A 22,284-nucleotide genomic window follows, 5' to 3' on the forward strand; every position below is an offset into this window, starting at 1 on the left:
CAATCACGATTTCGCGGCCTGGCCGCCCTGACTATCAGAAGAAGGCAATGTCGATGAACAATTTTACTCTGCATACCCCGACCAAGATCCTGTTCGGCAAGGGCCAGGTTGCCCAGCTTCGTGAACAGCTCCCCAGCGACGCCCGCATCCTGATCACCTATGGCGGTGGCAGCGTGGTGCGCAGTGGCCTGCTGGAGCAGATCCGCTGCGAGCTGGCTGGCATGACCCTGTTCGAATTCGGTGGTATCGAGCCCAACCCCACCTATGAAACCCTGATGGGAGCGGTGGCGCTGGCCCGTGCCGAGCGGATCGACTTTCTGCTCGCCGTCGGCGGCGGCTCCGTGCTGGATGGCACCAAGTTCATTGCCGCCGCTGCCCATTATGATGAGGCCAGAGATCCCTGGCACATACTCGAGACAGTCGGCAGCGAAGTGCGCTCCGCCATTGCGCTGGGTTCAGTGCTGACTCTGCCCGCCACCGGCTCAGAGATGAACATGGGCGCCGTGGTGACCCGTCGTAGCACGGGTGACAAGGTGCACTTCTTCTCGCCGTTCGTGATGCCGCGCTTCGCCGTGCTCGATCCGGTGCTCACCTACACCCTGCCCGAGCGTCAGGTGGCGAACGGGGTGGTGGATGCCTTCGTCCATATCGTGGAGCAATACCTCACCTATCCGGTCAATGCCAAGGTGCAGGATCGCTTCGCCGAAGGCTTGCTGCTGACCCTGATCGAAGAGGGCCCGAAGGCACTGGCCGATCCGCATAATTACGAGGTGCGCGCCAACATCATGTGGAGCGCCACCATGGCGCTGAACGGCCTGATCGGTGCCGGTGTGCCGCAGGATTGGGCCACTCATATGCTGGGTCACGAGCTGACCGCCCTGCACGGTCTCGACCACGCCCAGACCCTGGCCGTCGTGCTGCCTGCCCTGCTGCAGGCCAAACGCCAGCAGAAGCACGCCAAGCTGCTGCAATACGCCGAACGGGTGTGGGATCTGCGCAGTGGCAGCGAAGCGGAGCGCATCGACGATGCCATCGCCGCCACCCGCGACTTCTTCGAGCGGATGGGGGTCAAGACCCGACTGCGCGACTACGGCCTGAACGATCTGGGTATCGACACCCTGATTGGCAAGTTGGGGGAGCACGGCATGACTGCCATCGGTGAGCACGGCGACATCGACTTGGTGCAGAGCCAACATATTTATGAAGCGGCCTGGTAAGGGCTCCCAATCGGCGCCACTCGGGCGAAGCGATTAAATTGTCGGGGCCGTCCTCCGCCATCTGGCGGCGGGGCGGCCCCGTTTTTGTTGGGAAAATGTTACTTTCCGCGTTTCGCTGCGGGAAGTGAGACGAAAGCGGATTTCGTAAGAACAAAAAACGCTAAGATAGAGGGCCGGTAAAACATTTTTTTGACTGGTTGGATCACTTTATTCAGCCGTTTTTACTGGTATAAGCCTCTAATTTGGTTTGTTTTTTTAAATTGTAGCCAGGGATGGGCTGAATTCTGTACGAGTGCCGTCGGGACTGCGGTTGTAATAAAACTCCAAAATTTGATACTAATCACCTTCGCGCCTGAAAAGCGGGGGCCTGACCATGACAGGAGGTTGAGGTAAAGCCTACTGATTTTCATAACAAAGAGCCCTGGACCTGCACTTTGGTCATGTCTTGTTTCGTCAGAAATGCGACACTGGGCAGCGATTGTTTATTAACCATCAGGGAATAGTCATGCAGATTGGAATACCGAGAGAGAGTCTCGCCGGTGAGACCCGGGTCGCAGCGACCCCGGCTACCGTCGAGCAGCTGAAAAAGCTCGGCTTCGAGGTCGCCATCGAGGCCGGTGCTGGCCAGTTGGCCAGCTTCGATGATGCCGCCTTCGAGGCTGCCGGTGCCAGCGTGGTGCCGAACGTCTGGCAAGCCGACCTTATCTTCAAGGTCAATGCGCCGACCGATGCCGAGATCGCACAAATTAAAGATGGCGCCACTCTGGTGAGCTTCATCTGGCCTGCCCAGAACCCTGAGCTGGTCAAGAAGCTGTCCGAGCGCAACATCAATGTGATGGCGATGGACATGGTGCCGCGGATCTCCCGTGCCCAGTCCCTCGATGCCCTCTCCTCCATGGCCAACATCGGTGGCTATCGCGCCGTGGTTGAAGCTGCGCACCAGTTCGGTCGCTTCTTCACCGGTCAAATCACCGCAGCCGGTAAAGTGCCGCCTGCCAAGGTGCTGGTGATCGGTGCCGGTGTCGCCGGTCTGGCCGCCATTGGTACTGCCGGTTCCCTCGGCGCCATCGTGCGCGCGTTTGATACCCGTCTGGAAGTGGCCGAGCAGATCGAATCCATGGGTGGGGAATTCCTCAAGCTGGACTTCGGTGGCGAAGACGGCGCATCCAGCGATGGTTATGCCAAGGTGATGTCCGATGAGTTCATCGCGGCCGAGATGGCGCTGTTTGCCCAGCAAGCCAAAGAGGTGGACATCATCATCACTACCGCCCTGATCCCTGGTCGTCCGGCTCCGAAGCTTATCACCAAGGAGATGGTCGACAGCATGAAGCCGGGTTCCGTCATCGTGGACTTGGCTGCCGCAACCGGTGGCAACTGTGAATACACCAAGCCGACCGAGTTGTTCGTCACCCCCAATGGCGTCAAGGTGATCGGTTACACCGATCTGCCGGGTCGTCTGCCTGCCCAATCCTCCCAGCTCTACGGTACCAACCTGGTCAACCTGATGAAGCTGATGTGCAAGGAGAAGGACGGCCAGGTTGCCATCGACTTCGACGATGTGGTTCAGCGCAACATGACGGTGATCCAGGCCGGTGAAGTGACCTTCCCGCCGCCCGCCATCGCCGTCTCCGCCGCGCCGCAGAAGCCTGCAGCTGCCCCGATCAAGAAGGCCGAAGCGAAGCAGCCCTCGAACAAGAAGTTCGTGTTTGGCGCCCTCGGTATCGCGGCCTTTGGCTGGATCGCCTCCGTGGCACCGGCTGCCTTCCTCTCCCACCTCACCGTGTTCATCCTGGCCTGTGTGGTCGGTTACTACGTGGTGTGGAATGTCTCCCACTCCCTGCATACGCCGCTGATGTCGGTCACCAATGCCATCTCCGGCATTATCGTGGTCGGTGCCCTGTTGCAAATTGGTCAGGGGTCTACGCTCGTCACTGCGCTCTCGTTTGTCGCCGTGCTGATTGCCAGTATCAACATCTTTGGTGGCTTCACCGTCACCCAGCGCATGCTGAAGATGTTCCGTAAGGATTAAGGGGGTTTAACGTGTCTCAAGGACTGGTAACAGCATCCTATATCGTTGCCGCCGTGCTCTTCATCCTCAGTCTCGCGGGACTGTCGAAGCAAGAAACGGCCAAGCATGGCAACTTGTTCGGTATCGCGGGTATGGCTATCGCCCTGCTCGCCACCGTCTTCAACCCGGAAACCAGTGGTGTGCACTGGATCATCCTGGCCATGGTCATCGGTGGTGCCATCGGTGTGCGGCTGGCACTCAAGGTCGAGATGACCGAGATGCCCGAGCTGGTCGCCGTGCTGCACAGCTTCGTGGGTATGGCGGCCGTGTTGGTGGGCCTCAACAGCTTCATCGATCTGCACCCCTCTGCTCCCGCTGAGGTGGTGGTGTCCGTTGGTTCCAATCTGGATGCGACTCTGGCTGCGGCCCGGGCGGCGTTCGAACAGGCGGCCAGTGTCGCTCAGGTCGAGCACCTCTCCGGCGCCATGCTGAACATCCACCTGGTCGAGATCTTCCTGGGCGTCTTCATCGGTGCCGTGACCTTCACCGGTTCCGTGGTTGCCTTCGGCAAGCTGCGTGGTCTCATCTCCTCCAAGCCGCTGATGCTGCCCCATCGTCACAAGCTGAACCTGCTGGCTGTGGTGGCCTCGCTGGTATTGATGATCTTCTTCGTCAACGCCGGTGGCTCCACCTTCGCCCTGCTGGTGATGACCCTGATCGCGTTCGCCTTTGGCTGGCATCTGGTTGCCTCCATCGGCGGTGCCGATATGCCGGTGGTGGTCTCCATGCTCAACTCCTACTCGGGTTGGGCAGCGGCAGCGGCGGGCTTCATGCTCTCCAATGACCTACTGATCGTGGTGGGTGCGCTGGTAGGTTCCTCCGGTGCCATCCTCTCTTACATCATGTGTAAGGCGATGAACCGCTCCTTCATCTCCGTCATCGCCGGTGGCTTCGGCTCCGATGGTGTGGCCTCCACGGCTGATCAGGAGATGGGCGAATACCGCGAGACCAACGCCGAGGAAGTGGCTGACCTGCTGAAGAACGCCAGCACTGTCATCATCACCCCGGGCTACGGCATGGCGGTGGCACAGGCCCAGTACCCGGTGGCCGAGATCACCCAGAAGCTGCGTGATCGCGGCGTCAAGGTGCGCTTCGGTATCCATCCGGTTGCCGGTCGTCTGCCAGGCCACATGAACGTGCTGCTGGCGGAAGCGAAAGTCCCTTACGATATCGTGCTGGAAATGGACGAGATCAACGAGGACTTCAACGATACCGATGTGGTATTGGTGATCGGTGCCAACGACACAGTCAACCCGGCTGCCATGGAAGATCCGGGCAGCCCCATCGCCGGCATGCCGGTGCTGGAAGTGTGGAAGGCGCAGAACGTCATCGGCTTCAAGCGTTCCATGAACACTGGTTATGCCGGTGTCCAGAACCCGCTGTTCTTCAAAGAGAATACCCAGATGCTGTTTGGCGATGCCAAGGCCAGCGTCGAGGCGATCCTGAAAGCGCTGTAAGCGTTTGTCAGGTATGAAACGAGGAGGCTTCGGCCTCCTTTTTTCATACTTACTTTTTGGTTTACCCTCAGCCACTGCATGGATGGAGATCGCCGCATGATGTGGCGTAAGGGATGGATCCTGCTCTGCCTCTGGTAGGGGCTGGTGGTACAGGCAGAGGCACAGCTGACCCTGTTGACCGAGTTGTGGCCGCTATGTGATCTATCCGTTCTCCCTCGCCCTCAAGGCCTTCAAGCAGACTCCCGAGTACCAGGCCTGTTGACCCGTTACGGGCTCTGAACAGGGGCGTTCAGGTTCCGTGTGGTGAGTCAGATGACCCATTCAGACCTGCCGTTACATGCCCGTTCACAAACGGTGGCACTTTGCCGCCAGTTGGGCATAATGCCTGCGAACAAGCGATACGGCTCAACTTTATTTGAGTCCAATGGCTTTAGCGTTACCCCAAGTTGACCGGATGACTCCTATGATGCAGGCCACTCCATTACGCCAAGCCCGTGTGCTGACCGATGAAGAGCACCACCTGATCGCCAGCTTCGAACCTGCCGTGGAGGCGCTCTCTGCCCTGTTTGGCCCGGGTTGTGAAGTGGTGTTGCATGCCTTCGACAGCCTGCATGCCTCCGTCATCAAGATCGCCAACGGCCATCTCACCGGGCGGGAGGAGGGGGCAGCTGTCACCTACGTCGCCCTCAACAAGCTGCAGAGTGCGGCGGGCAGTCAGTGGAGCAGTTACTTCTCCCGTACTCGTGGGGGGGCGCTGCTCAAGTCCTCCTCCATCACCATCAGCAACAGAGAGGGCAAACCCATCGGCATGCTGTGCGTGAACTTCAGCCTGGAGACGCCGCTAGGCGCCCTGCTCGATACGTTCTCGCTGCCCGCCGCGCCGGCGCCGCTCAACAACGAGACCTTCGCCAGTTCGGTGGACGATCTGGTGGCCCAGGTGATCGACAAGGTGGAGCAGGATGCCAGCCTCGGCAGCAGCGTGCGCAACAAGGTGATCGTGCACCGGCTCTACGACATGGGCATCTTCGAGATCAAGGATGCCGCCCAGCTGGTGGCCGAGATGCTCGGCATCTCCCGTCATACCGTCTATCTGCATATCCGCAACCGCAAGGCGGATCTGACCGAACAATAAGAACCCGCCCGTGGGCGACATGAACATGGAAACATCGCAATGAAAGCACAATGGACCGACTTTATTACCCTGCTCAAGCGTGAAGTGGTGCCGGCCCTGGGCTGTACCGAACCCATGTCGGTGGCGCTGGCGGCGGCCAACTGCCGCAAGCTGTTGGGGCAGGATCCGACCCGTGTCAGCGTCTGGGTCAGTGGCAACCTGTTCAAGAATGGCATGGGGGTCGGCGTTCCCGGCACTGGCATGATAGGGCTGCCGGTGGCGGCGGCGGTCGGTTTCACAGGGGGCAACCCGGATGCGGGGCTGGAAGTGCTCAATACCCTGACCCCGGCTCAGGTGGAGGCCGCCAAGGCTTTGCTGCCCATCATCAAGGTGGACGTGAAGGATGTGCCTGACGTGCTCTACGCCGAGGTGCTGGCTGAGGTGGAGGGCCACAGTGCCCGTGTGGTGATCTGTACCGACCACACTCGCATCGTCTTGATGGAGCTGGATGGCGAGGTGCTGATGGAGCAGGCCAGCGCCCCTGGCGTGCAGATCCAGCCCGCCAAATCCGGCAAGCCCGCCATGACGCTACGGGAAATAGTGGCGTTTGCGCTGGAGGTGCCGCTGGCGGAGATCGACTTCATTTGCGCCGCGGCCACCATGAATCAGGCGCTGGCGGATGAAGGGCTGCAGGGCTATGGCCTGCAGATTGGCAAGATCCTGACCGAGCAGGTGGAGCGCAAGTTGCTCTCCGACGATCTGATGACGCTGGCCATGCGGCTCTCGTCCGCCGCCTCCGATGCGCGCATGGACGGCGCCATGCTGCCCGCGATGTCTAACTCCGGCTCCGGTAATCAGGGCATAGCCGCCACCATGCCGGTGGTCGCCGCTGCCCGCTTCCTCAAGGCGAGCGACGAGCAGCTGACCCGGGCGCTGGTGATGAGCCATCTGGTGGCCATCTACATCAAGACCCATCAGAACAAACTGTCGGCCCTCTGTGCCGCGAGCACCGCCGCCATGGGGTCGGGGGCAGCCATCACCTGGCTGCTGGGTGGCCAGTTTGAGCAAATTAGTCACTGTATCAACAACATGATCGGTGACGTTTCCGGTATCATTTGCGATGGGGCGGGCAGTGCCTGTTCCATGAAGGTCTCTACCTCCACTTCGGCGGCGGTCAAATCGTCGCTGATGGCCATCAACAATCTGCACGTGCCCCAGAGCGAAGGCATAGTTTCCGACGACGTGGACGAGACTATCGCCAACCTGGGCCGCCTCTCCAAACTGGGGATGCTGGATACGGATATCGAGATCATCAACATCATGCGGGCCAAGCAACAGGGCAAAGCCCAGTGATGCAAGGGGTGGCGCAAGCCACCCTCTGTTTTGCTGCCTGCTGACGTCACCCCGGCCACGGGGCGTCCGATACGGTCTATGTCAGGGTTGTGCCTGTCAGGCGCAGCCCGGTTTTGTGTCACCCCGCTTGCACCGGGGGACAAGTCGCCACGATGCGGCAAGTTTCGGGGAGGAGTGTGCGTACAGGACACTCGTCCGTATACCTCGGGCCCGGCCCGACTATTTTGGGGAATATCGTCATGACTCTTAGCGTTATAGGTAATCTGGCCATCCTGGTCATGTTGCTGCTGTTTCTCTATCGGTTGCAGCAAACCCACGTCAGCTTCACCCGTCGGGTCTTCTCGGGGCTGGGGCTGGGCATCTTGTTCGGCGCAGCCTTGCAGCTGCTGTATGGTGCCGGCTCCAGTGTGCTGGTGCAGACAGGTGACTACCTGGATATCGTCGGCAGCGGCTATGTGAAGCTGCTGCAGATGATCATCATTCCGCTCATCATGGTCTCCATCATAGGCGCCATCCTCAAGCTCAACGGCGGCACCGCCCTTGGCAAGATCAGCGCCATGACCATAGGGGTACTGATCTTCACCACCATGATCGCCGCCGGGGCGGGCATACTGATGTCCAACCTGTTTGGCCTGACCGCCGAAGGGCTCACCGCTGGTGCCGCCGAGACCGCCCGTGGCGCCGCGCTGCAGACGACCCTCGGCAGCGTCGAGAGCATGTCTTTTGCCAAGCTGATGCTGGAGTTCATCCCGGCCAACCCCTTCCTCGACATGACGGGCGCGCGCAAGACCTCCACCATCGCCGTGGTGATCTTCTCCATCTTCATCGGCCTGTCAGCCACCGGTATCGCCCGCAAGAAACCCGAGATCTTCGAGAGCTTTGGTCGCTTCATGCAGGTGGCACATGCCATCGTGATGCGCATGGTGACCCTGGTGCTGCGCCTCACTCCCTATGGCGTACTGGCGCTGATGGCCAAGGTGGTCTCCGGCTCCAACTATGCAGACATCCTCAACCTGCTCAGCTTCGTCATGGCCTCTTACGGCGCCATCGCCATCATGTTTGCGGTGCACCTGCTGCTGGTGGGTCTGGTGGGGATCAATCCGGTCCGTTACCTGAAGAAGATCATGCCGGTGCTGGCCTTTGCCTTCACTTCCCGTACCAGTGCGGGCTCGATCCCGATGAACGTGCAGACCCAGACCAAGGCGCTCGGTATTCCGGAGGGGATCGCCAACTTCGCCGCTTCCTTCGGTTCCACCATTGGCCAGAACGGCTGCGCGGGCATCTATCCGGCCATGCTGGCGGTGATGATAGCCCCGACCGTGGGGGTCAACCCCATGGATCCCGGCTTCATCATGACGCTGATCGCCATCATCACGGTCAGCTCGTTCGGGGTGGCCGGGATCGGTGGCGGCGCCACCTTCGCCGCGCTGATCGTGCTCTCTGCCCTGGACTTCCCGGTGGCACTGGCTGGCCTGCTCATCTCCATCGAGCCGCTGATCGACATGGGCCGCACTGCGCTGAACGTCTCTGGCTCCATCACGGCCGGTACGGTTACCAGCCGGCTGATGGGCGAGACCGATATGCAGGTGTTCAACAGCGAGCACGAGGTGTGTCTGGACGGCGAAGAGTCCACCATCTGATCCGCTGATCCGCACGCCAGGGGAGGGGTCAGCCTCTGCCCATCTATAGACAGAAGGGAGGGCATGCCCTCCCTTCGCCATTGAAAGGAAAAACGATGAGAATCCTGATCATAGGTGGCGAAGCCGCCGGTATGAGTGCGGCGGCCAAGGCGCGCCGACTGGCCAAAGAGGCTGACATAGTGGTGTACGAGGCTTCCGAGGTGATCTCCTTCGGTGCCTGCGGCCTGCCTTACTTCGTCGGTGACGAGTTTCAGGAGCCCGGCTACATGGCCGAGTTCACCCCCGAGCAGTTCGCTGCCAAGGGGATCGAGGTCAAGATTGGTCACCGGGTGCTCAGCATCGACGCGGCTGCCCAGACCCTGGTGGTGGAATACAACGGCGATACCTTCACCGATCGCTACGATCGACTGATGATTGCCACCGGTGCCCGTGAAGTGATGCCCCCCATCCCCGGTTTGCAGCAGCAAGGGGTATTCGGTCTGCGCCGGATGGCTGACGGACTGGCGTTGAAGGAGGCGGTGCAGGACAAGCGCAACACCCGCGCCCTGGTGATTGGCTCCGGCTTTATCGGGCTGGAAGTGGTCGAGGCGCTGGTCCATCAGGGCAAAGAAGTGCGCCTGATCGAGCTGGCGGATCGGGTCATCCCGGATGCCTTCGACAGCGAGATCACCCATCACATCGAAACCGAACTGCGCGAGCAGGGCGTCTCTCTCCATCTGGGTGAGCGCGTTGAGGCGTTGCTGGGGGATGGCAGGGTGACCGGCGTGCGAACCAGCCAGGGCGAGTACGAGGCCGATATCGTGGTGGTCTGCACCGGGGTCAAGCCCAACACCGAGTTTCTGGCTGACACTGGCATCAAACGGCTGGCCAATGGCGCCATCGAGGTGGACAGGCAGGGCCGTACCTCGCTGGCCAACGTCTGGTCTGCCGGCGACTGCGCCAGCGTCTGGCACAGCGTCAAGCAGCAGCAGGTCTATGTGCCGCTCGCCACCATCGCCAACAAGCTGGGCCGGATGGTGGGCGAGAACCTGGCCGGGGGCGAGCAGACGTTCCCGGGCACCCTCGGCTCTGCTGCGCTCAAGGTACTGGGGCTGGAGGTGGGGCGCACCGGTCTCTGTGAGCAAGAAGCCCAGGCGATGGGCATCGACTATCGCACCGTGGTGATCAAGGACAAGTGCCACACCAACTACTGCCCGGGCCAGTCAGATATCCACGTCAAGCTGGTGTTTGATCCGGCCAGCAAGCGGCTGCTGGGCGGCCAGATCCTGGGTCGCAAGGGGGCGGTCCACCGCATCGACGCGCTGGCGGTCGCCATCACCATGGGGGTGACTACCGAGCAGCTTGGCATGCTGGACTTTGCCTATGCCCCCCCCTTCTCTCGCACCTGGGACGTGCTCAACGTGGCGGGCAATGTGGCGAGATAACAGGATAAGGAGGATGGCGCATAGCACTGCGCCATCCTCCTCGTCACGGCCTGGACCACATGGCAGGCATAAAAAAACCGATGCCTGGGCATCGGTTTTTTGTTGCTACCGGTTTAGCCATTTCGCTCAGCCACGGCCGAGGCGGTTGTCCGGGTAGTTCTTGGCCAGCACTTCGCGGGCATTCTGGGTCAGGGCCGGCATCTTCAGGGTCTCGTAAGACCGGACCATGATCTCCAGCGCCTTCTCGGTTTCGGCCGTGTCGGGATAGGTCTCGACAATCAGCTTGGCCCGGTTGGCGGCAGCGATCAGCGCGTTGCGCTTCACGTAGAACTCGGCCACGCTCAGGTCGTAGCGGGCAAGGCGGTTCTTCAGGCCGATCATGCGAGCACGGGCATCGGCGGCATAGACACTGTTGGGATAGTTCTGCAACAGCGTCTTGAAGTCCTGGAAGGCCTGACGGGCATAAGAGGGGTCTTTATCGTCCCGATCGATGCTCAGGAGGTCCTGGAAGAAGTTGTAATCGCTGGCCATGTTGGTCAGGCCGCGCATGTAGAACACATAATCGATATTTTTATGCGCCGGATTGAGGCGGATAAAACGGTCGATATTGGCGATCGCCTGGGCGGTATCGTCCTGTTTGTAGTAGGCGTAAATGAGGTCAAGCTGAACCTGGTTGGAGTAGGCGCCGAAAGGATAACGCGAGTCCAATGCTTCCAATAATTCGATAGCATTCACGTAGTTACCGGCATCCAGCTTGAGGCGTGCTTTCTGGTACAGGGTCTCCGGCGGTTCGTCGGGGACCTTGGGTTTGGTGCTGGAACAGCCCGTGATCAAGGTAGCAACCAAGGCGAGCGACATCAGCAGGTGAGACTTCTTTCCCATCAACAACATCCGGTCCATTTCCACGAAATTGGCAAAGTATCCGTTATGCTTGGCTAAAAGAAAAGCTAGAATACCCGGATTATTTCGAATTGATACCCCCCGCTCAAGAGACCATACATGAGCCAGCATATTGAACTGACAGGCGAATTTCAGGATCACCAATTCGGGCAGAGACTCGACCAGGCCCTTGCTGAATTATTTCCAGACTACTCCCGAACACGCATCAAGGAGTGGATTTTACAGGACAGAGTGACCCTGGATGGTCAGGTTGCGAACACCCCGCGCGAGAAGGTAATGGCCGGGCAACAGGTACATGTAGATGTCGAGCTGGAAGATGACACCCGCTGGGATGCTCAGGACATAGCACTCAACATCGTCTACGAAGATGAACACATTCTGGTGATCGACAAACCGGCCGGTCTGGTGGTTCACCCGGGTGCAGGCACGCCGGATGGCACCATACTCAACGCCCTGCTGCATCGCTATCCAGGCATTGCCGAGGTACCCCGCGCCGGTATAGTGCACCGTCTGGATAAAGACACCACAGGCTTGATGGTGGTTGCCAAAACGGTGCCCGCCCAGACTCATCTGGTGGAGGCGCTGCAGGCGCGCCAGATCACCCGTGAGTACGAAGCCATCGCCATCGGTCACATGACCGCAGGCGGCACAGTTGATGCCCCCATCGGCCGTCACCCGACCCAGCGTACCCACATGGCTGTGGTGCCCAATGGCCGTCCTTCCGTGACCCACTATCGGGTACACGAGAAATTCCGTGGCCACACCCGTCTGCGTCTGCGTCTGGAAACCGGTCGTACCCACCAGATCCGTGTGCACATGGCGCACATCAAGCATCCGCTGGTGGGGGATCCCGCCTACGGTGGCCGTCTGCGCCTGCTGCGCAATGCAACCCCGGAGCTGACCCAGATGCTGCGCAGCTTCAATCGTCAGGCGTTGCATGCGACCATGCTGCAACTGGCGCACCCCATCACGGGTGAAGTGATGCAGTGGCACTCCGCCACACCGCAAGACATGGTGGAGCTGATGGAAGTGCTGCGCGCGGATACCCTCGCCAATCCGGACGATCTGGTCTGGAACTGATGCGATAGGGCCTGCGTCGGTTTCTGCCGTCATCCGGCCCGAATAGATGCCAAACGGGGTTCCCTTTCAGGAGCCCCGTTTTTATATGAATGAAAGGAGCCACAGATGAAATGGATCGAACCCGACTGGCCAGCACCGGCTTGCGTCAGAGCCCTGTCGACCACCCGGGATGGCGGCGAGAGTGAAGGGGTGTTCGCCGGTCTCAATCTGGGCGCCCATGTGGGGGACGCGCCAGCGCGGGTCGAGGCCAATCGTGCCCGCTTGCAGCAGGCCGCCCGGATCCCCGGCCCCCTTAACTGGCTCAATCAGGTGCACGGTACCGTCGTTCATCCGGTCAGCAACCAGTATGATGCCGTGTCGGATGCCGATGCGGCTTGCGCCCATGAGGCAGGGCAGGCCTGCATAGTGATGACCGCCGACTGCCTGCCGGTGCTCTTTTGCGATCGGGCAGGTACTGTGGTGGCAGCCGCCCATGCCGGTTGGCGCGGGCTGCAAGGTGGGGTATTGGAAGCCAGCATCCGGGCCATGGGTTGCGATCCTCGCGATCTTCTCGCCTGGCTTGGCCCGGCCATAGGCCCCGCAGCGTTCGAGGTGGGGGGCGAGGTGCGCGATGCTTTTATGGCGGAGCAGGCCGAAGCGGAAGCCGCATTCGAACCTTCGCCCAACGAGGGGAAATGGCTGGCGGATATCTACCGGTTGGCCCGGTTGCGGCTGGCTCGAGCCAGTGTGAGCGCTATTTATGGCGGCGAGTTCTGCACCTTCGGCGATAGCGAGCAGTTCTACTCTTATCGTCGCGATGGCCAGACTGGCCGGATGGCCTCCATCATCTGGTTGGCCCGCTAAGTACCGGATACGTATCCGGTCAGCAATTGTCCCGCCCCTGTCGCTGCCAAGCCAGTCCGAGAGGGGCGGGTATTCTGCCCGTTCCCCACTTTGCAGAAAAAATAACCAACCCTTCCCCTTGAAATAGCCCGTACGGGCCTCATCTTTCATCTCAGAAAGTTATGTTGTTTGCCGCATGAGCGGCGTCTGTCTGAAAGGGGGAGCGCGATGCGCCTCGATCGCCTGACCAGCAAATTCCAGGTTGCTATTTCCGATGCCCAGTCCCTTGCACTGGGTCGTGATCACCAATTTATCGAACCCGTCCATCTGATGACCGCGCTGGTCAATCAGGACGGTGGCTCCATTCGTCCACTGCTCACCCTGACCGGGATGGACATCAATGCCCTGCGCTCTCGCCTCGGTGAAGAGTTGGATCGGTTGCCCAAGGTGAGCGGTGTGGAGGGCGACGTGCAGCTCTCCAATGGTTTGGGTCGCCTGCTCAACGTCTGTGACAAGCTGGCTCAGCAGCGCAAGGATCAGTTCATCTCATCCGAGCTGTTCGTGCTGGCTGCCCTCGACGAGAGGGGCAACCTGGGCGAGCTGCTGCGTGCCCAGGGCCTGAGCAAAGAGAAACTTGAAACCGCCATCGACAAGGTGCGCGGTGGCAGAAAGATCGAAGATGCCAACGCCGAGGAGAATCGCCAGGCGCTGGAAAAATACACCATAGACCTCACGGAACGGGCCGAGCTCGGCAAGCTGGATCCGGTGATCGGTCGCGATGAAGAGATCCGACGTACCATCCAGGTGCTGCAACGCCGTACCAAGAACAACCCTGTGCTGATCGGTGCCCCCGGCGTCGGCAAGACCGCTATCGTCGAAGGGCTGGCCCAGCGCATCATCAACGGTGAAGTGCCGGAAGGGCTCAAGAACAAGCGGGTGCTATCGCTCGACATGGGCGCCCTGGTAGCCGGAGCCAAGTACCGTGGCGAGTTTGAAGAGCGGCTGAAAGCCGTGCTGAGCGATCTGGCCAAGGAGGAGGGCAACGTCATCCTCTTCATCGACGAGCTGCACACCATGGTCGGCGCCGGTAAGGGCGAGGGGGCCATGGACGCGGGCAATATGCTGAAACCTGCGCTGGCCCGTGGCGATCTGCACTGCGTCGGCGCCACCACCCTGGACGAGTACCGCCAGTACATAGAGAAGGATGCTGCCCTCGAGCGTCGCTTCCAGAAGGTGCTGGTGGAAGAGCCGAGCGTGGAAGACACCATCGCCATCCTGCGCGGCCTGAAGGAGCGTTACGAGCTGCACCACCATGTGCAGATCACCGACCCCGCGATTGTGGCGGCGGCCCAGCTGTCGCACCGTTATATCGCTGACCGTCAGTTGCCGGACAAGGCCATCGATCTCATCGACGAGGCGGCGGCCAGCATCCGGCTGCAGATAGACTCCAAGCCCGAGTCACTCGATCGGCTGGAGCGGCGCATCATACAGCTCAAGCTGGAGCAGCAGGCGCTGATGAAAGAGGATGACGACGCCAGCCGCAAGCGGCTCGATCTCATCAATCAGGAGATCGGCGAAAAGGATAGGGAATACAACGAGCTGGATGAGGTGTGGAAGGCCGAGAAGGCTGCCCTCGCCGGTACCCAGTACATCAAGGCGGCACTGGAGCAGGCCCGTCAGGATCTCGACGTGGCACGCCGCGCCGGTGATCTCGGTCGCATGTCAGAGCTGCAATACGGTCGCATTCCCGAGCTGGAGAAACAGCTGGATCTCGCCACCCAGGCCGAGATGCAGGAGACCAGCCTGCTGCGCAACCGGGTCACAGACGTGGAGATAGCCGACGTGCTGGCCCGTGCAACCGGCATTCCGGTGGCCCGCATGCTGGAAGGGGAGCGCGACAAGCTGCTGAGGATGGAAGAGCAGTTGCACAGCCGGGTGATTGGTCAGGAGGAAGCGGTTGAAGCGGTTTCCAACGCCATTCGCCGCTCCCGTGCCGGACTCTCGGATCCGAACCGTCCCATCGGCTCTTTCCTGTTCCTGGGGCCCACCGGGGTGGGCAAGACGGAACTGTGTAAGGCGCTGGCCGAGTTCCTGTTCGATACCCAGGACGCCATGGTGCGGATCGACATGTCCGAGTTCATGGAGAAGCACAGCGTGGCCCGTCTGGTGGGCGCACCTCCCGGCTACGTGGGCTATGAGGAGGGGGGTTATCTGACCGAGGCGGTACGCCGTCGCCCCTACTCGGTGATCCTGCTCGACGAAGTGGAGAAGGCGCACCCGGATGTGTTCAATATCCTGTTGCAGGTGCTCGATGATGGCCGCCTGACCGATGGTCAGGGTCGTACCGTCGATTTTCGCAACTCGGTGGTGATCATGACCTCCAACCTCGGCTCGGATCTGATCCAGGAGCACCACTCCGAGAAGGATTACGATGAGATGAAGGCCATGTTGATGGAGGTGCTGACCCGCAGTTTCCGACCGGAGTTTATCAACCGGATCGACGAGACAGTGGTGTTCCATCCCCTCGACGAGGCTCACATCAAGTCCATCGCCCGCATCCAGCTCAAGAGCCTGATGGGCCGCCTGGAGGCCCAGGGTTACGAGGTGGAGGTGAGCGAGGCGCTGCTCGAGAAGCTGGTGCATGCCGGGTTCGACCCCGTCTACGGGGCGCGGCCCCTCAAGCGGGCAATCCAGCACAAGGTGGAGAACCCGCTGGCCCAGGCGCTGCTCTCCGGTCGCATCGTCCCCGGCAAGAAGTGGCTGCTGGGGGCCGACAGCAATGGCCTGACCATGACCCAGTAACCGGGTCGCACTATAAAAAACGCAGGCTTAGTGCCTGCGTTTTGTTTTCGGGGTAATTGGGATGCTCAAGTTTTCCGTGCTGGTAGATGATGATGTTCATCTACCCGGCTGTTTGCCTGAAAAGGGGCTGTCGTTACTGTTGGAGTGCGATGGCCTCAAGGTGTTGTTTGACAGCGGTCGCGGACAGGCTTTGCAACACAATGCTGCCGTGATGGGGATCGATCTCGCCTCGCTCACTCACGTGGTGTTATCTCACGGTCATTACGATCATGTGGGCGGTATCAGCTTGCTGCCGGTCTATTCCGATCCGATCCCCTTGATAGCCTGTCCGGATGTGTTCTGCGAACGGGGCTATTTTCTGCCGTTGCCCTTCTTGCGTCGCAACCTTTATCGCCTCTCGGGGGATTTGGTGCGGGAGTCGCTGGTGGCGAGGGGCTTGCTTGCCCACTGCTCGGCCGAGCAGATGTGGCTTTCGGAACGTCTGGTGTTCCTCGGGAGCGTAGCGCGGCGCGACAAGGCCGCTCCTTCCCTGCTTGGCTACATACTGCGTGGTGGGCGAATAGAGAAGGACGCCATATCGGATGATTCGGCGCTGGCCTACAAGAGCCCTCGTGGGCTCATCATCTTCATTGGCTGCGGTCACGCCGGGGTCGAAAATATTGTCCAACGGGCCAAGGAGGTGTGTGGTGATGAGCGAGTGTATGCCGTCATCGGTGGCTTGCATTTGAAATTTTCCAGCCCGCAGCGAGCTGCGGCACTGGGCATGTATCTGCAACAGGAGGAGGTGGAGAGCCTCTTCGCCTGCCATTGCACCGGCAAACGGAAAGTGGGGCTGCCACGGCAGACCAACATAGGTGCGGGGTTCGCATATGTATTTCCGCCATAAAAAAACGGCAATCCGAAGATTGCCGGGAGGAATGTAGTAACGCGACCTTGCGTGGGTTGAGCGGGTCGCAGGGGCAAGCCCCGGTTTCGCAGAGGGTCAGGGTGACCCTCTCCTTACAGCATGCCCGTGATGCGCTCTATCATCCCGGGCGGCCACACACCTGTCAGGTCTGACCTGCGTGCCACAGCTCGCAGGTCAGACCCATTGAATTATCTTGCTTACAGCATGCCCGGCACGGCGGCCTTCATCTCGGGGGACCAGACGCCGACCTGTGCCTGTTTGTCGATATGCTCCTTTACAAGAAAACCGGCTTACAACATGCCCGGGATGGCGGCCTTCATCTCGGGGGACCAGACGCCGACCTGTACCTGACCGATATGCTCTTTTTGCAGCAGCAACATGGCCAGACGGGATTGGCCTATGCCGCCGCCTATGGTCTGCGGCATCCGTGCTGCCAGCAGATCCTGATGCCAGTCGTATTGCAGGCGATCTTCATCGCCGGTGATGGCGAGCTGGCGGCGCAGGGCCTCGGCGTCCACCCGGATCCCCATGGAGGAGATCTCGAAGCTGTCTTCCAGCACCGGGTTCCACACCAGGATGTCACCGTTCAGACCCGCCAGACCCAGCTCGCTGTGGCTGCTCCAGTCGTCATAGTCAGGGGCGCGTACATCGTGGCGCTCGCCGTGGGAGAGGGCCCCGCCGATACCGATGAGGAAGACGGCGCCCAGCTCCTTGGCGATGGCGCGCTCGCGCCCCTTGGCGTCGAGATCCGGGTAACGGGTCAGCAGCGCTTCGCTGTGCAGGAACTGGATCTCGCTTGGCAGGAAAGGGGTCAGCTCATGCTCGGCACAGACGGCGCGCTCGGTGGCCTTGATGGCAGCCCAGATGCCACGCACCGTCTCCTGCAGATAGGCCAGATCGCGGCGCTCGCTCGGCATCACCTTCTCCCAGTCCCACTGATCCACGTAGACGGAGTGGATGGGGGTCAACTTGTCTTCGTCCGGACGCAACGCCTTCATGTGGGTGTAGATACCCTCACCCGGGCCAAAGCCGAAGCGACCCAGGGTCTGGCGCTTCCACTTGGCCAGTGAGTGCACCACCTCGTAGCTGTGTTCGGGGAGTGTCTTCACCTTGACCTGCACCGCATTCTCGTGGCCAGAGAGGTTGTCTTGAGTGCCATCACCGACCCGGCTCAGAATGGGGGCTTGCACCTCCATCAGACCCAGTTGCTGGGCGAGTTGGCGGGAGAACATCTCTTTGACGAAGCTGATCTGTTGTTGGCTGCGAATGTAGTGCTGTTTCATGCTGAATACCTGTCTCAAATTCGTTGGATGTGACGATTCTTCAACAGATTGCCAAGTAAATTCAATATTCGTTAATAGAAATAGGCTTTGTGTGTTTTTTTCTTCAAAATAAAGCCGTCATTAATGAGATATCGTCAAAGGGAGTGCAAAAAAGTGTCGGAAAATTATCGGATCGATAATCTCGATCAGGCCATCCTCACCGCCCTGATGGACAATGCGCGGATCCCTTACGCCGAGTTGGCCAAACAGCTGGTGGTCAGCCCGGGCACCATTCATGTGCGGGTGGAGAAGATGAAGCAGGCGGGGATCATCGAGGGTACACGGGTGCAGGTGAACGCGAAGAAGCTGGGCTATGACGTCTGCTGCTTCATCGGCATCAATCTCAAGAGCGCCAAGGATTATCCTTCGGCGCTGGCCAAGCTGCAGGCGCTGGACGAGGTGGTGGAAGCCTACTACACCACAGGCCACTACAGCATCTTCATGAAGGTGATGACCCGCTCCATCGACGAGTTGCAGACGGTGCTGATCCACAAGATCCAGACCATAGACGAGATCCAGTCCACTGAAACCCTGATCTCGTTACAGAATCCGATCCTGCGCGATGTGAAGCCCTGAAGCCTATTGCGCGTGGAGGGAAGCGCGATATCCATGTCACATGCGAAGCGCGCATTTCGCTGCAGCATCCGATAGTGAGAGACGTGAAACCTTGATGAAAGAGTCTGACCGTCGGATCAGGGCGCGATATAGGGGATGCCGTACTTGTCGTAGATGGCCTTGAGCCGGCCATCCCGCTTCATATGCAACAGCTCGGCATCGTAGGCCGCCATCAGGGCCGGGGTGCCGGCATCGGCGCGAGCCCTGGTCCAGACGGTGTAGTAGGGGCTGGTCTTGAGGGGCTTGGGCAGGTAGTCGAGCTTGCCCTCCAGCCCCACCTCTTTGATCTGGGCGAAGGCGGTGACCAGCGGCATGGGCACGGCATCGATACGTCCGGCGTTCAGCTTGCGCAGTTGCAGCTGGTTGATAGGGATCCCCTGGAAGTGATATGCCGGATCGGCCAGGGCCGCCGCCAGTTCAGGGGTGTAGGAGAAGTCTTTGGTGACGCCGATGCGCCAGGGTTTGAGATCGCTCAGGGTGTCGTAGTGGATCTTCCGCATATCGGCCTTGCGCACGAAGAAGTGCCAGCTATGACGCAGATGAGACTGCTTTGGGTAGAGCAGATAGCTCTCTCGCTCCGGCTTGTAGGAGTGGGTCATCACCAGGTCATACACGCCGGTTTCGGCATTACGGGTGAGGCGGGCGCCCGAGTCGGCCAGCTCGATCCTGATGGGGACCTTGAGCTTGCCGAAGATGGCGGTGACCATGTCCACATCCAGTCCACAGGGGCGGGCCTGGTCGTCCAGAAATTTCAGTGGCGGTTCCAGTGTGCCACCTATGACCAGTTCTTTGGCCTGGAGCCAGAGGGGAAGCAGCAGGCAGAGCAGAATGAACCTTCGCAAACAACATCTCCTGCCCTGAATAGGGAACCGTCCACGGGCATAATTCAAGTATAATGGCCCGGATATTCAACAGAGACGACCCCGGATGGCAAATCCTGAAATCGAAAGTCAACTGGACGGTATCGACAGGTTGTCGGTCTGCCTCTATCGCCTTGGCCTGAGTCTGGCAGCTTTATTACTGGTATGTCGAGGGGCCAGCCTGCTGATTGGGCAGGATTTTTTACCGCCGGCGATCTGGCTGGTGTCCATGGTGGTGGCGAGCGGGGTGTGCGGACTCTGTCTGCATATCTATGACAAGCGTATTCGCTTCATTTTGCAGGTGATGGCCTGGGGCGGCCTGATACTGAGCGCCAGCGGGGCGCCGGACATGCTGGTGCTGGGGGCGGCGCTGGCCACGCTTTCCGGCCTGGCCTTCAAGGAGCAGTTCTGTTTCGCCATTCCTGGCATCAAGGCGGTTCCCCTGTTGCTGCCATTGTTATGGGGGCTGGAATGGGCCCGGCTCGACTGGGCCGCCGCGCCGGTTTCCCTGGCGTGCGGCCTGCTGCTCTGTCTGCTGAGTCTGGCCAAGTGGCGCATGCCTCTGCACTTTGATATTGGTGACAAGGGGCGCTACCAGAGCTAGGTCTGCTGGCAGCCTTTCATCTGCTGATTGAGGGCCTGCATCACCTGATGGCGGCTGATGATACCGAGCACCTTGCCCCCTTGCAGTACCGGATAGATCTTGGGCTTGGCCTCGCTCATCTGGCGCGCCAGGTCCACTATGCTGTCGTCCGGGGCGACCGAGAGCGGCGTGTGGCTCATGAGGTCTTCCACCCGGGTGCGGGTGTCGCAGTGGTAGCTGCCGGTGAGCAGGCTGGGAATGCAGTCCTGCTCGGAGAGAAAACCGATCAGCCGTTTTTGCTCGTCCAGCACCGGCAGGCCGCTCAGCCCGGAGTGGTGCAGCTTGTCCAGCGCCTCGGCCAGGCTGAGTCGCGGGGTGAGGGAGTGGGTCAGGCGGCTCATGTGATCGCGGATCTGCAGCATATGGGTGGCTCCAAAAGGGGTAAAGTGGTGTCACTATGGCCGCAGGACGGCGAGCGGGGCCAATGGCTTGTGCCGTGGAGATTGATAGGCACGGCCTTGCCACGGGTCGGCAAGCAATGACAAAAGGAGAGGTTATGCGTGCATTGGTGACAGGGTGTGGCCGCCGGCTCGGTTTTTATCTGTGTGAACAGCTGGTGGCGGCCGGCTGGCAGGTGACGGGCAGTTATCGCAGCGAGCGGCCCGAGCTGGCCAGACTGGCGGCGCTCGGGGTCGAGCTGGTGCAGGCGGATTTCGCTCGTGAAGAGGAGGTTGGCAGGCTGATCGAGGCGCTGGCCGCCCATCAGGATCTGGCGCTGGTGATCCACAACGCCTCGGCTTTCGAGCCCCAGGCGGCGGATCCGGCGGCGCAACTGGCCCAGTTCGAGCAGTTTTATCGTGTGCACATGGCGGCCCCCTTCCAGCTCAACCGGGGGCTGGCGCCCCGGTTGGCCAGCCATGGCAATGCCAGCATCATCCACATCACGGATATCTACATTCACGCCCCGGTCCCCCAGTTTGCCAGCTATGTGGCCACCAAGGCGGGGGCTCACTCCCTTGCCATGAGCTTTGCCCGCGAACTGGCGCCTGCCATCCGGGTCAATACCATAGAGCCTGGCCCCATACTGTTTCTCGACGAACATGGTGACGCGTGGCGCCAGCAGGTGCTGGCGAAAACGCCGCTGGCGCGGGAAGGAGGACTCGAGCCCATCTGGCAGGCGGTGCAGCTGCTGATGGGGAACGACTACATGACGGGCGCCAGTATCCGGGTCGATGGCGGTCGCAGCCTGGCCGTCATCTGAGCTCTGATCCAGGGTTGCAATGGCGCAAGCCCTGATCTTCAGCTCCTGGCGACAGAGACCTCTGTTGCCTGATACAGGGCGAGGGGGGTGAGGCCGACCCGCTGCTCCTCGATCACCTTGCCCTCCATCTGCCGGGTATGCAGTGGTAGCATCACCTTGTGGTCGTGAACCTCCCCCTGCCCATACAGTTCGGCCAGCAGCTCGTTGAGATAGGCATCGACCCGGGTGGCGGCGAAGTCATCAGTCGGGCTGCTGGCCAGAATGTCTATGTCCAGCGGCCGGTCCAGCACCTTGCAGTTCGGATCGCTGCGATCCCGACCGTGCGCCAGCTCCATGGCGATGAAGAAGGTTTTCAGCTGCTGGGGCGCCAGCGTGCTTTCGGTGACAAACAGGCAGTTGAGGAAGTCGTGACGGGAGTGCATTCCCACCGGCTTGGTCTGGATCACCGAGCTCAGATGCAGGCGACCGAAACGCTCGAGCAGTTCGCCGAGCGCCTGGCTGACATGCTGATGGGGATCGAGATTCGATCCAATGCTGCACAGATAGAACATCTTTATCGGTCCTTGCGTAGGGCTCATATGAAATATATACACAGCTCACGATAATCGGATTAACTATGCATTAACATCAACTTGTCTGTTGTGATCAAGCTCTGTGTTGGCAAAAAGGAGGTTTGCATGAGTGTGGAACTGAAGTGGGCACTGTTGACCACGTCTGGCGCGTTGGCGATGATCCTGATTATCTGTGTGGTATCCGTCGGTCTGGCGTGAACCCCATCCCTCATTTTGCAGTATGAACCGGCCCCCTGGCCGGTTTTGCTTTTTGGGGGAGTGCGGATATGCTGGCCCACCCATGATGAATC

20 protein-coding genes are annotated in these 22,284 nt (G+C 60.3%); 15 read left to right on the forward strand and 5 right to left on the reverse strand.

Annotation, left to right across the window (positions count from 1 at the left end; genetic code table 11):
* Positions 1-53 precede the first annotated feature (53 nt).
* The 7 genes from yqhD to GWQ22_RS02320 all read left to right on the forward strand — a co-directional run bounded on the left by yqhD (position 54) and on the right by GWQ22_RS02320 (position 10,270).
* A complete protein-coding gene (yqhD, locus tag GWQ22_RS02290) occupies positions 54-1,217 on the forward strand; it encodes an alcohol dehydrogenase (RefSeq protein ID WP_275929350.1) in 1,164 nt (387 codons plus the stop codon).
* Between the two features lie 505 nt (positions 1,218-1,722).
* Complete coding sequence (locus GWQ22_RS02295) at positions 1,723-3,246, forward strand: Re/Si-specific NAD(P)(+) transhydrogenase subunit alpha (protein WP_275929351.1); 1,524 nt, start codon at positions 1,723-1,725, stop codon at positions 3,244-3,246.
* An 11-nt stretch (positions 3,247-3,257) separates the two neighbouring features.
* A complete protein-coding gene (pntB, locus tag GWQ22_RS02300; protein ID WP_275929352.1) occupies positions 3,258-4,742 on the forward strand; it encodes a Re/Si-specific NAD(P)(+) transhydrogenase subunit beta in 1,485 nt (494 codons plus the stop codon).
* A gap of 463 nt (positions 4,743-5,205) precedes the next feature.
* Positions 5,206-5,874: a PAS domain-containing protein gene (locus GWQ22_RS02305; RefSeq protein WP_275929353.1), complete on the forward strand. Its 669-nt coding sequence runs from the start codon at positions 5,206-5,208 to the stop codon at positions 5,872-5,874.
* Positions 5,875-5,913: 39 nt separating this feature from the next.
* Entirely contained in the window at positions 5,914-7,206 is a 1,293-nt protein-coding gene (locus tag GWQ22_RS02310) for an L-serine ammonia-lyase, iron-sulfur-dependent, subunit alpha (protein ID WP_275929354.1), read from the forward strand.
* Positions 7,207-7,445: 239 nt separating this feature from the next.
* Positions 7,446-8,846, forward strand: coding sequence for an L-cystine transporter (locus GWQ22_RS02315; RefSeq protein ID WP_042035970.1), 1,401 nt, complete (start codon positions 7,446-7,448; stop codon positions 8,844-8,846).
* A gap of 95 nt (positions 8,847-8,941) precedes the next feature.
* The gene (locus tag GWQ22_RS02320; protein ID WP_275929355.1) at positions 8,942-10,270 is read left to right on the forward strand and encodes a CoA-disulfide reductase; all 1,329 of its coding nucleotides are present in this window, start codon (positions 8,942-8,944) and stop codon (positions 10,268-10,270) included.
* 126 nt (positions 10,271-10,396) lie between these two features.
* Here GWQ22_RS02320 and GWQ22_RS02325 read toward each other — a convergent pair whose 3' ends face one another.
* Positions 10,397-11,152: an outer membrane protein assembly factor BamD gene (locus tag GWQ22_RS02325; RefSeq protein ID WP_042036042.1), complete on the reverse strand. Its 756-nt coding sequence runs from the start codon at positions 11,150-11,152 to the stop codon at positions 10,397-10,399.
* A 117-nt stretch (positions 11,153-11,269) separates the two neighbouring features.
* Here GWQ22_RS02325 and rluD point away from each other — a divergent pair, with 117 nt between their 5' ends.
* From rluD to GWQ22_RS02345, 4 genes are all read left to right on the forward strand, one after another.
* Complete coding sequence (gene rluD / locus GWQ22_RS02330; RefSeq protein ID WP_108536082.1) at positions 11,270-12,250, forward strand: 23S rRNA pseudouridine(1911/1915/1917) synthase RluD; 981 nt, start codon at positions 11,270-11,272, stop codon at positions 12,248-12,250.
* Positions 12,251-12,355: 105 nt separating this feature from the next.
* The gene (gene pgeF / locus GWQ22_RS02335) at positions 12,356-13,093 is read left to right on the forward strand and encodes a peptidoglycan editing factor PgeF (protein WP_275929356.1); all 738 of its coding nucleotides are present in this window, start codon (positions 12,356-12,358) and stop codon (positions 13,091-13,093) included.
* A 207-nt stretch (positions 13,094-13,300) separates the two neighbouring features.
* A complete protein-coding gene (gene clpB / locus GWQ22_RS02340) occupies positions 13,301-15,874 on the forward strand; it encodes an ATP-dependent chaperone ClpB (protein ID WP_275929357.1) in 2,574 nt (857 codons plus the stop codon).
* A gap of 61 nt (positions 15,875-15,935) precedes the next feature.
* Positions 15,936-16,760 carry an MBL fold metallo-hydrolase gene (locus GWQ22_RS02345; protein ID WP_042035979.1) on the forward strand — a complete coding sequence of 275 codons (825 nt, stop codon included), beginning with the start codon at positions 15,936-15,938 and terminating at the stop codon, positions 16,758-16,760.
* Between the two features lie 311 nt (positions 16,761-17,071).
* Here the strand turns inward: GWQ22_RS02345 and asnA are convergent, their stop codons facing one another.
* Positions 17,072-18,064 carry an aspartate--ammonia ligase gene (gene asnA, locus GWQ22_RS02350; RefSeq protein WP_275929358.1) on the reverse strand — a complete coding sequence of 331 codons (993 nt, stop codon included), beginning with the start codon at positions 18,062-18,064 and terminating at the stop codon, positions 17,072-17,074.
* 153 nt (positions 18,065-18,217) lie between these two features.
* Here asnA and asnC point away from each other — a divergent pair, with 153 nt between their 5' ends.
* Positions 18,218-18,679: a transcriptional regulator AsnC gene (asnC, locus tag GWQ22_RS02355; protein ID WP_345893612.1), complete on the forward strand. Its 462-nt coding sequence runs from the start codon at positions 18,218-18,220 to the stop codon at positions 18,677-18,679.
* 116 nt (positions 18,680-18,795) lie between these two features.
* Here asnC and GWQ22_RS02360 read toward each other — a convergent pair whose 3' ends face one another.
* A complete protein-coding gene (locus GWQ22_RS02360) occupies positions 18,796-19,560 on the reverse strand; it encodes a transporter substrate-binding domain-containing protein (protein WP_275929360.1) in 765 nt (254 codons plus the stop codon).
* Between the two features lie 85 nt (positions 19,561-19,645).
* On the opposite strand from GWQ22_RS02360, the gene GWQ22_RS02365 reads away from it, so the two are divergent.
* Positions 19,646-20,182, forward strand: a complete 537-nt coding sequence (locus GWQ22_RS02365) for a DUF2301 domain-containing membrane protein (protein ID WP_275929361.1) — start codon at positions 19,646-19,648, stop codon at positions 20,180-20,182.
* Here the strand turns inward: GWQ22_RS02365 and GWQ22_RS02370 are convergent.
* Complete coding sequence (locus tag GWQ22_RS02370; protein ID WP_108537126.1) at positions 20,179-20,583, reverse strand: CBS domain-containing protein; 405 nt, start codon at positions 20,581-20,583, stop codon at positions 20,179-20,181. The genes GWQ22_RS02365 and GWQ22_RS02370 overlap by 4 nt on opposite strands.
* Positions 20,584-20,717: 134 nt before the next feature.
* On the opposite strand from GWQ22_RS02370, the gene GWQ22_RS02375 reads away from it, so the two are divergent.
* Complete coding sequence (locus GWQ22_RS02375; RefSeq protein WP_275929362.1) at positions 20,718-21,422, forward strand: SDR family oxidoreductase; 705 nt, start codon at positions 20,718-20,720, stop codon at positions 21,420-21,422.
* Positions 21,423-21,460: 38 nt separating this feature from the next.
* On the opposite strand, the gene GWQ22_RS02380 is transcribed toward GWQ22_RS02375, so the two are convergent.
* Positions 21,461-21,973, reverse strand: a complete 513-nt coding sequence (locus GWQ22_RS02380; RefSeq protein WP_275929363.1) for a 2-amino-4-hydroxy-6-hydroxymethyldihydropteridine diphosphokinase — start codon at positions 21,971-21,973, stop codon at positions 21,461-21,463.
* 126 nt (positions 21,974-22,099) lie between these two features.
* Here GWQ22_RS02380 and GWQ22_RS02385 point away from each other — a divergent pair, with 126 nt between their 5' ends.
* On the forward strand, positions 22,100-22,192 hold the full coding sequence (locus tag GWQ22_RS02385; protein ID WP_108536977.1) for a YnhF family membrane protein: 93 nt from the start codon (positions 22,100-22,102) through the stop codon (positions 22,190-22,192).
* Positions 22,193-22,284 lie beyond the last annotated feature (92 nt).

It is taken from the genome of Aeromonas sp. 1HA1, from assembly GCF_029237385.1.
Taxonomy (GTDB): Bacteria; Pseudomonadota; Gammaproteobacteria; order Enterobacterales; family Aeromonadaceae; genus Aeromonas; species Aeromonas popoffii.

What these genes read in the sequence shown, in the direction of transcription:
- yqhD (WP_275929350.1), top strand. Translation starts at nt 54, where the DNA reads ATGAACAATTTTACTCTGCATACCCCGACCAAGATCCTGTTCGGCAAG.
- GWQ22_RS02295 (WP_275929351.1), top strand. Translation starts at nt 1,723, where the DNA reads ATGCAGATTGGAATACCGAGAGAGAGTCTCGCCGGTGAGACCCGGGTC.
- GWQ22_RS02305 (WP_275929353.1), top strand. Translation starts at nt 5,206, where the DNA reads ATGATGCAGGCCACTCCATTACGCCAAGCCCGTGTGCTGACCGATGAA.
- GWQ22_RS02310 (WP_275929354.1), top strand. Translation starts at nt 5,914, where the DNA reads ATGAAAGCACAATGGACCGACTTTATTACCCTGCTCAAGCGTGAAGTG.
- GWQ22_RS02315 (WP_042035970.1), top strand. Translation starts at nt 7,446, where the DNA reads ATGACTCTTAGCGTTATAGGTAATCTGGCCATCCTGGTCATGTTGCTG.
- GWQ22_RS02320 (WP_275929355.1), top strand. Translation starts at nt 8,942, where the DNA reads ATGAGAATCCTGATCATAGGTGGCGAAGCCGCCGGTATGAGTGCGGCG.
- GWQ22_RS02325 (WP_042036042.1), bottom strand. Translation starts at nt 11,152, where the DNA reads ATGGGAAAGAAGTCTCACCTGCTGATGTCGCTCGCCTTGGTTGCTACC.
- rluD (WP_108536082.1), top strand. Translation starts at nt 11,270, where the DNA reads ATGAGCCAGCATATTGAACTGACAGGCGAATTTCAGGATCACCAATTC.
- pgeF (WP_275929356.1), top strand. Translation starts at nt 12,356, where the DNA reads ATGAAATGGATCGAACCCGACTGGCCAGCACCGGCTTGCGTCAGAGCC.
- clpB (WP_275929357.1), top strand. Translation starts at nt 13,301, where the DNA reads ATGCGCCTCGATCGCCTGACCAGCAAATTCCAGGTTGCTATTTCCGAT.
- GWQ22_RS02345 (WP_042035979.1), top strand. Translation starts at nt 15,936, where the DNA reads ATGCTCAAGTTTTCCGTGCTGGTAGATGATGATGTTCATCTACCCGGC.
- asnA (WP_275929358.1), bottom strand. Translation starts at nt 18,064, where the DNA reads ATGAAACAGCACTACATTCGCAGCCAACAACAGATCAGCTTCGTCAAA.
- GWQ22_RS02365 (WP_275929361.1), top strand. Translation starts at nt 19,646, where the DNA reads ATGGCAAATCCTGAAATCGAAAGTCAACTGGACGGTATCGACAGGTTG.
- GWQ22_RS02370 (WP_108537126.1), bottom strand. Translation starts at nt 20,583, where the DNA reads ATGCTGCAGATCCGCGATCACATGAGCCGCCTGACCCACTCCCTCACC.
- GWQ22_RS02375 (WP_275929362.1), top strand. Translation starts at nt 20,718, where the DNA reads ATGCGTGCATTGGTGACAGGGTGTGGCCGCCGGCTCGGTTTTTATCTG.
- GWQ22_RS02380 (WP_275929363.1), bottom strand. Translation starts at nt 21,973, where the DNA reads ATGTTCTATCTGTGCAGCATTGGATCGAATCTCGATCCCCATCAGCAT.
- GWQ22_RS02385 (WP_108536977.1), top strand. Translation starts at nt 22,100, where the DNA reads ATGAGTGTGGAACTGAAGTGGGCACTGTTGACCACGTCTGGCGCGTTG.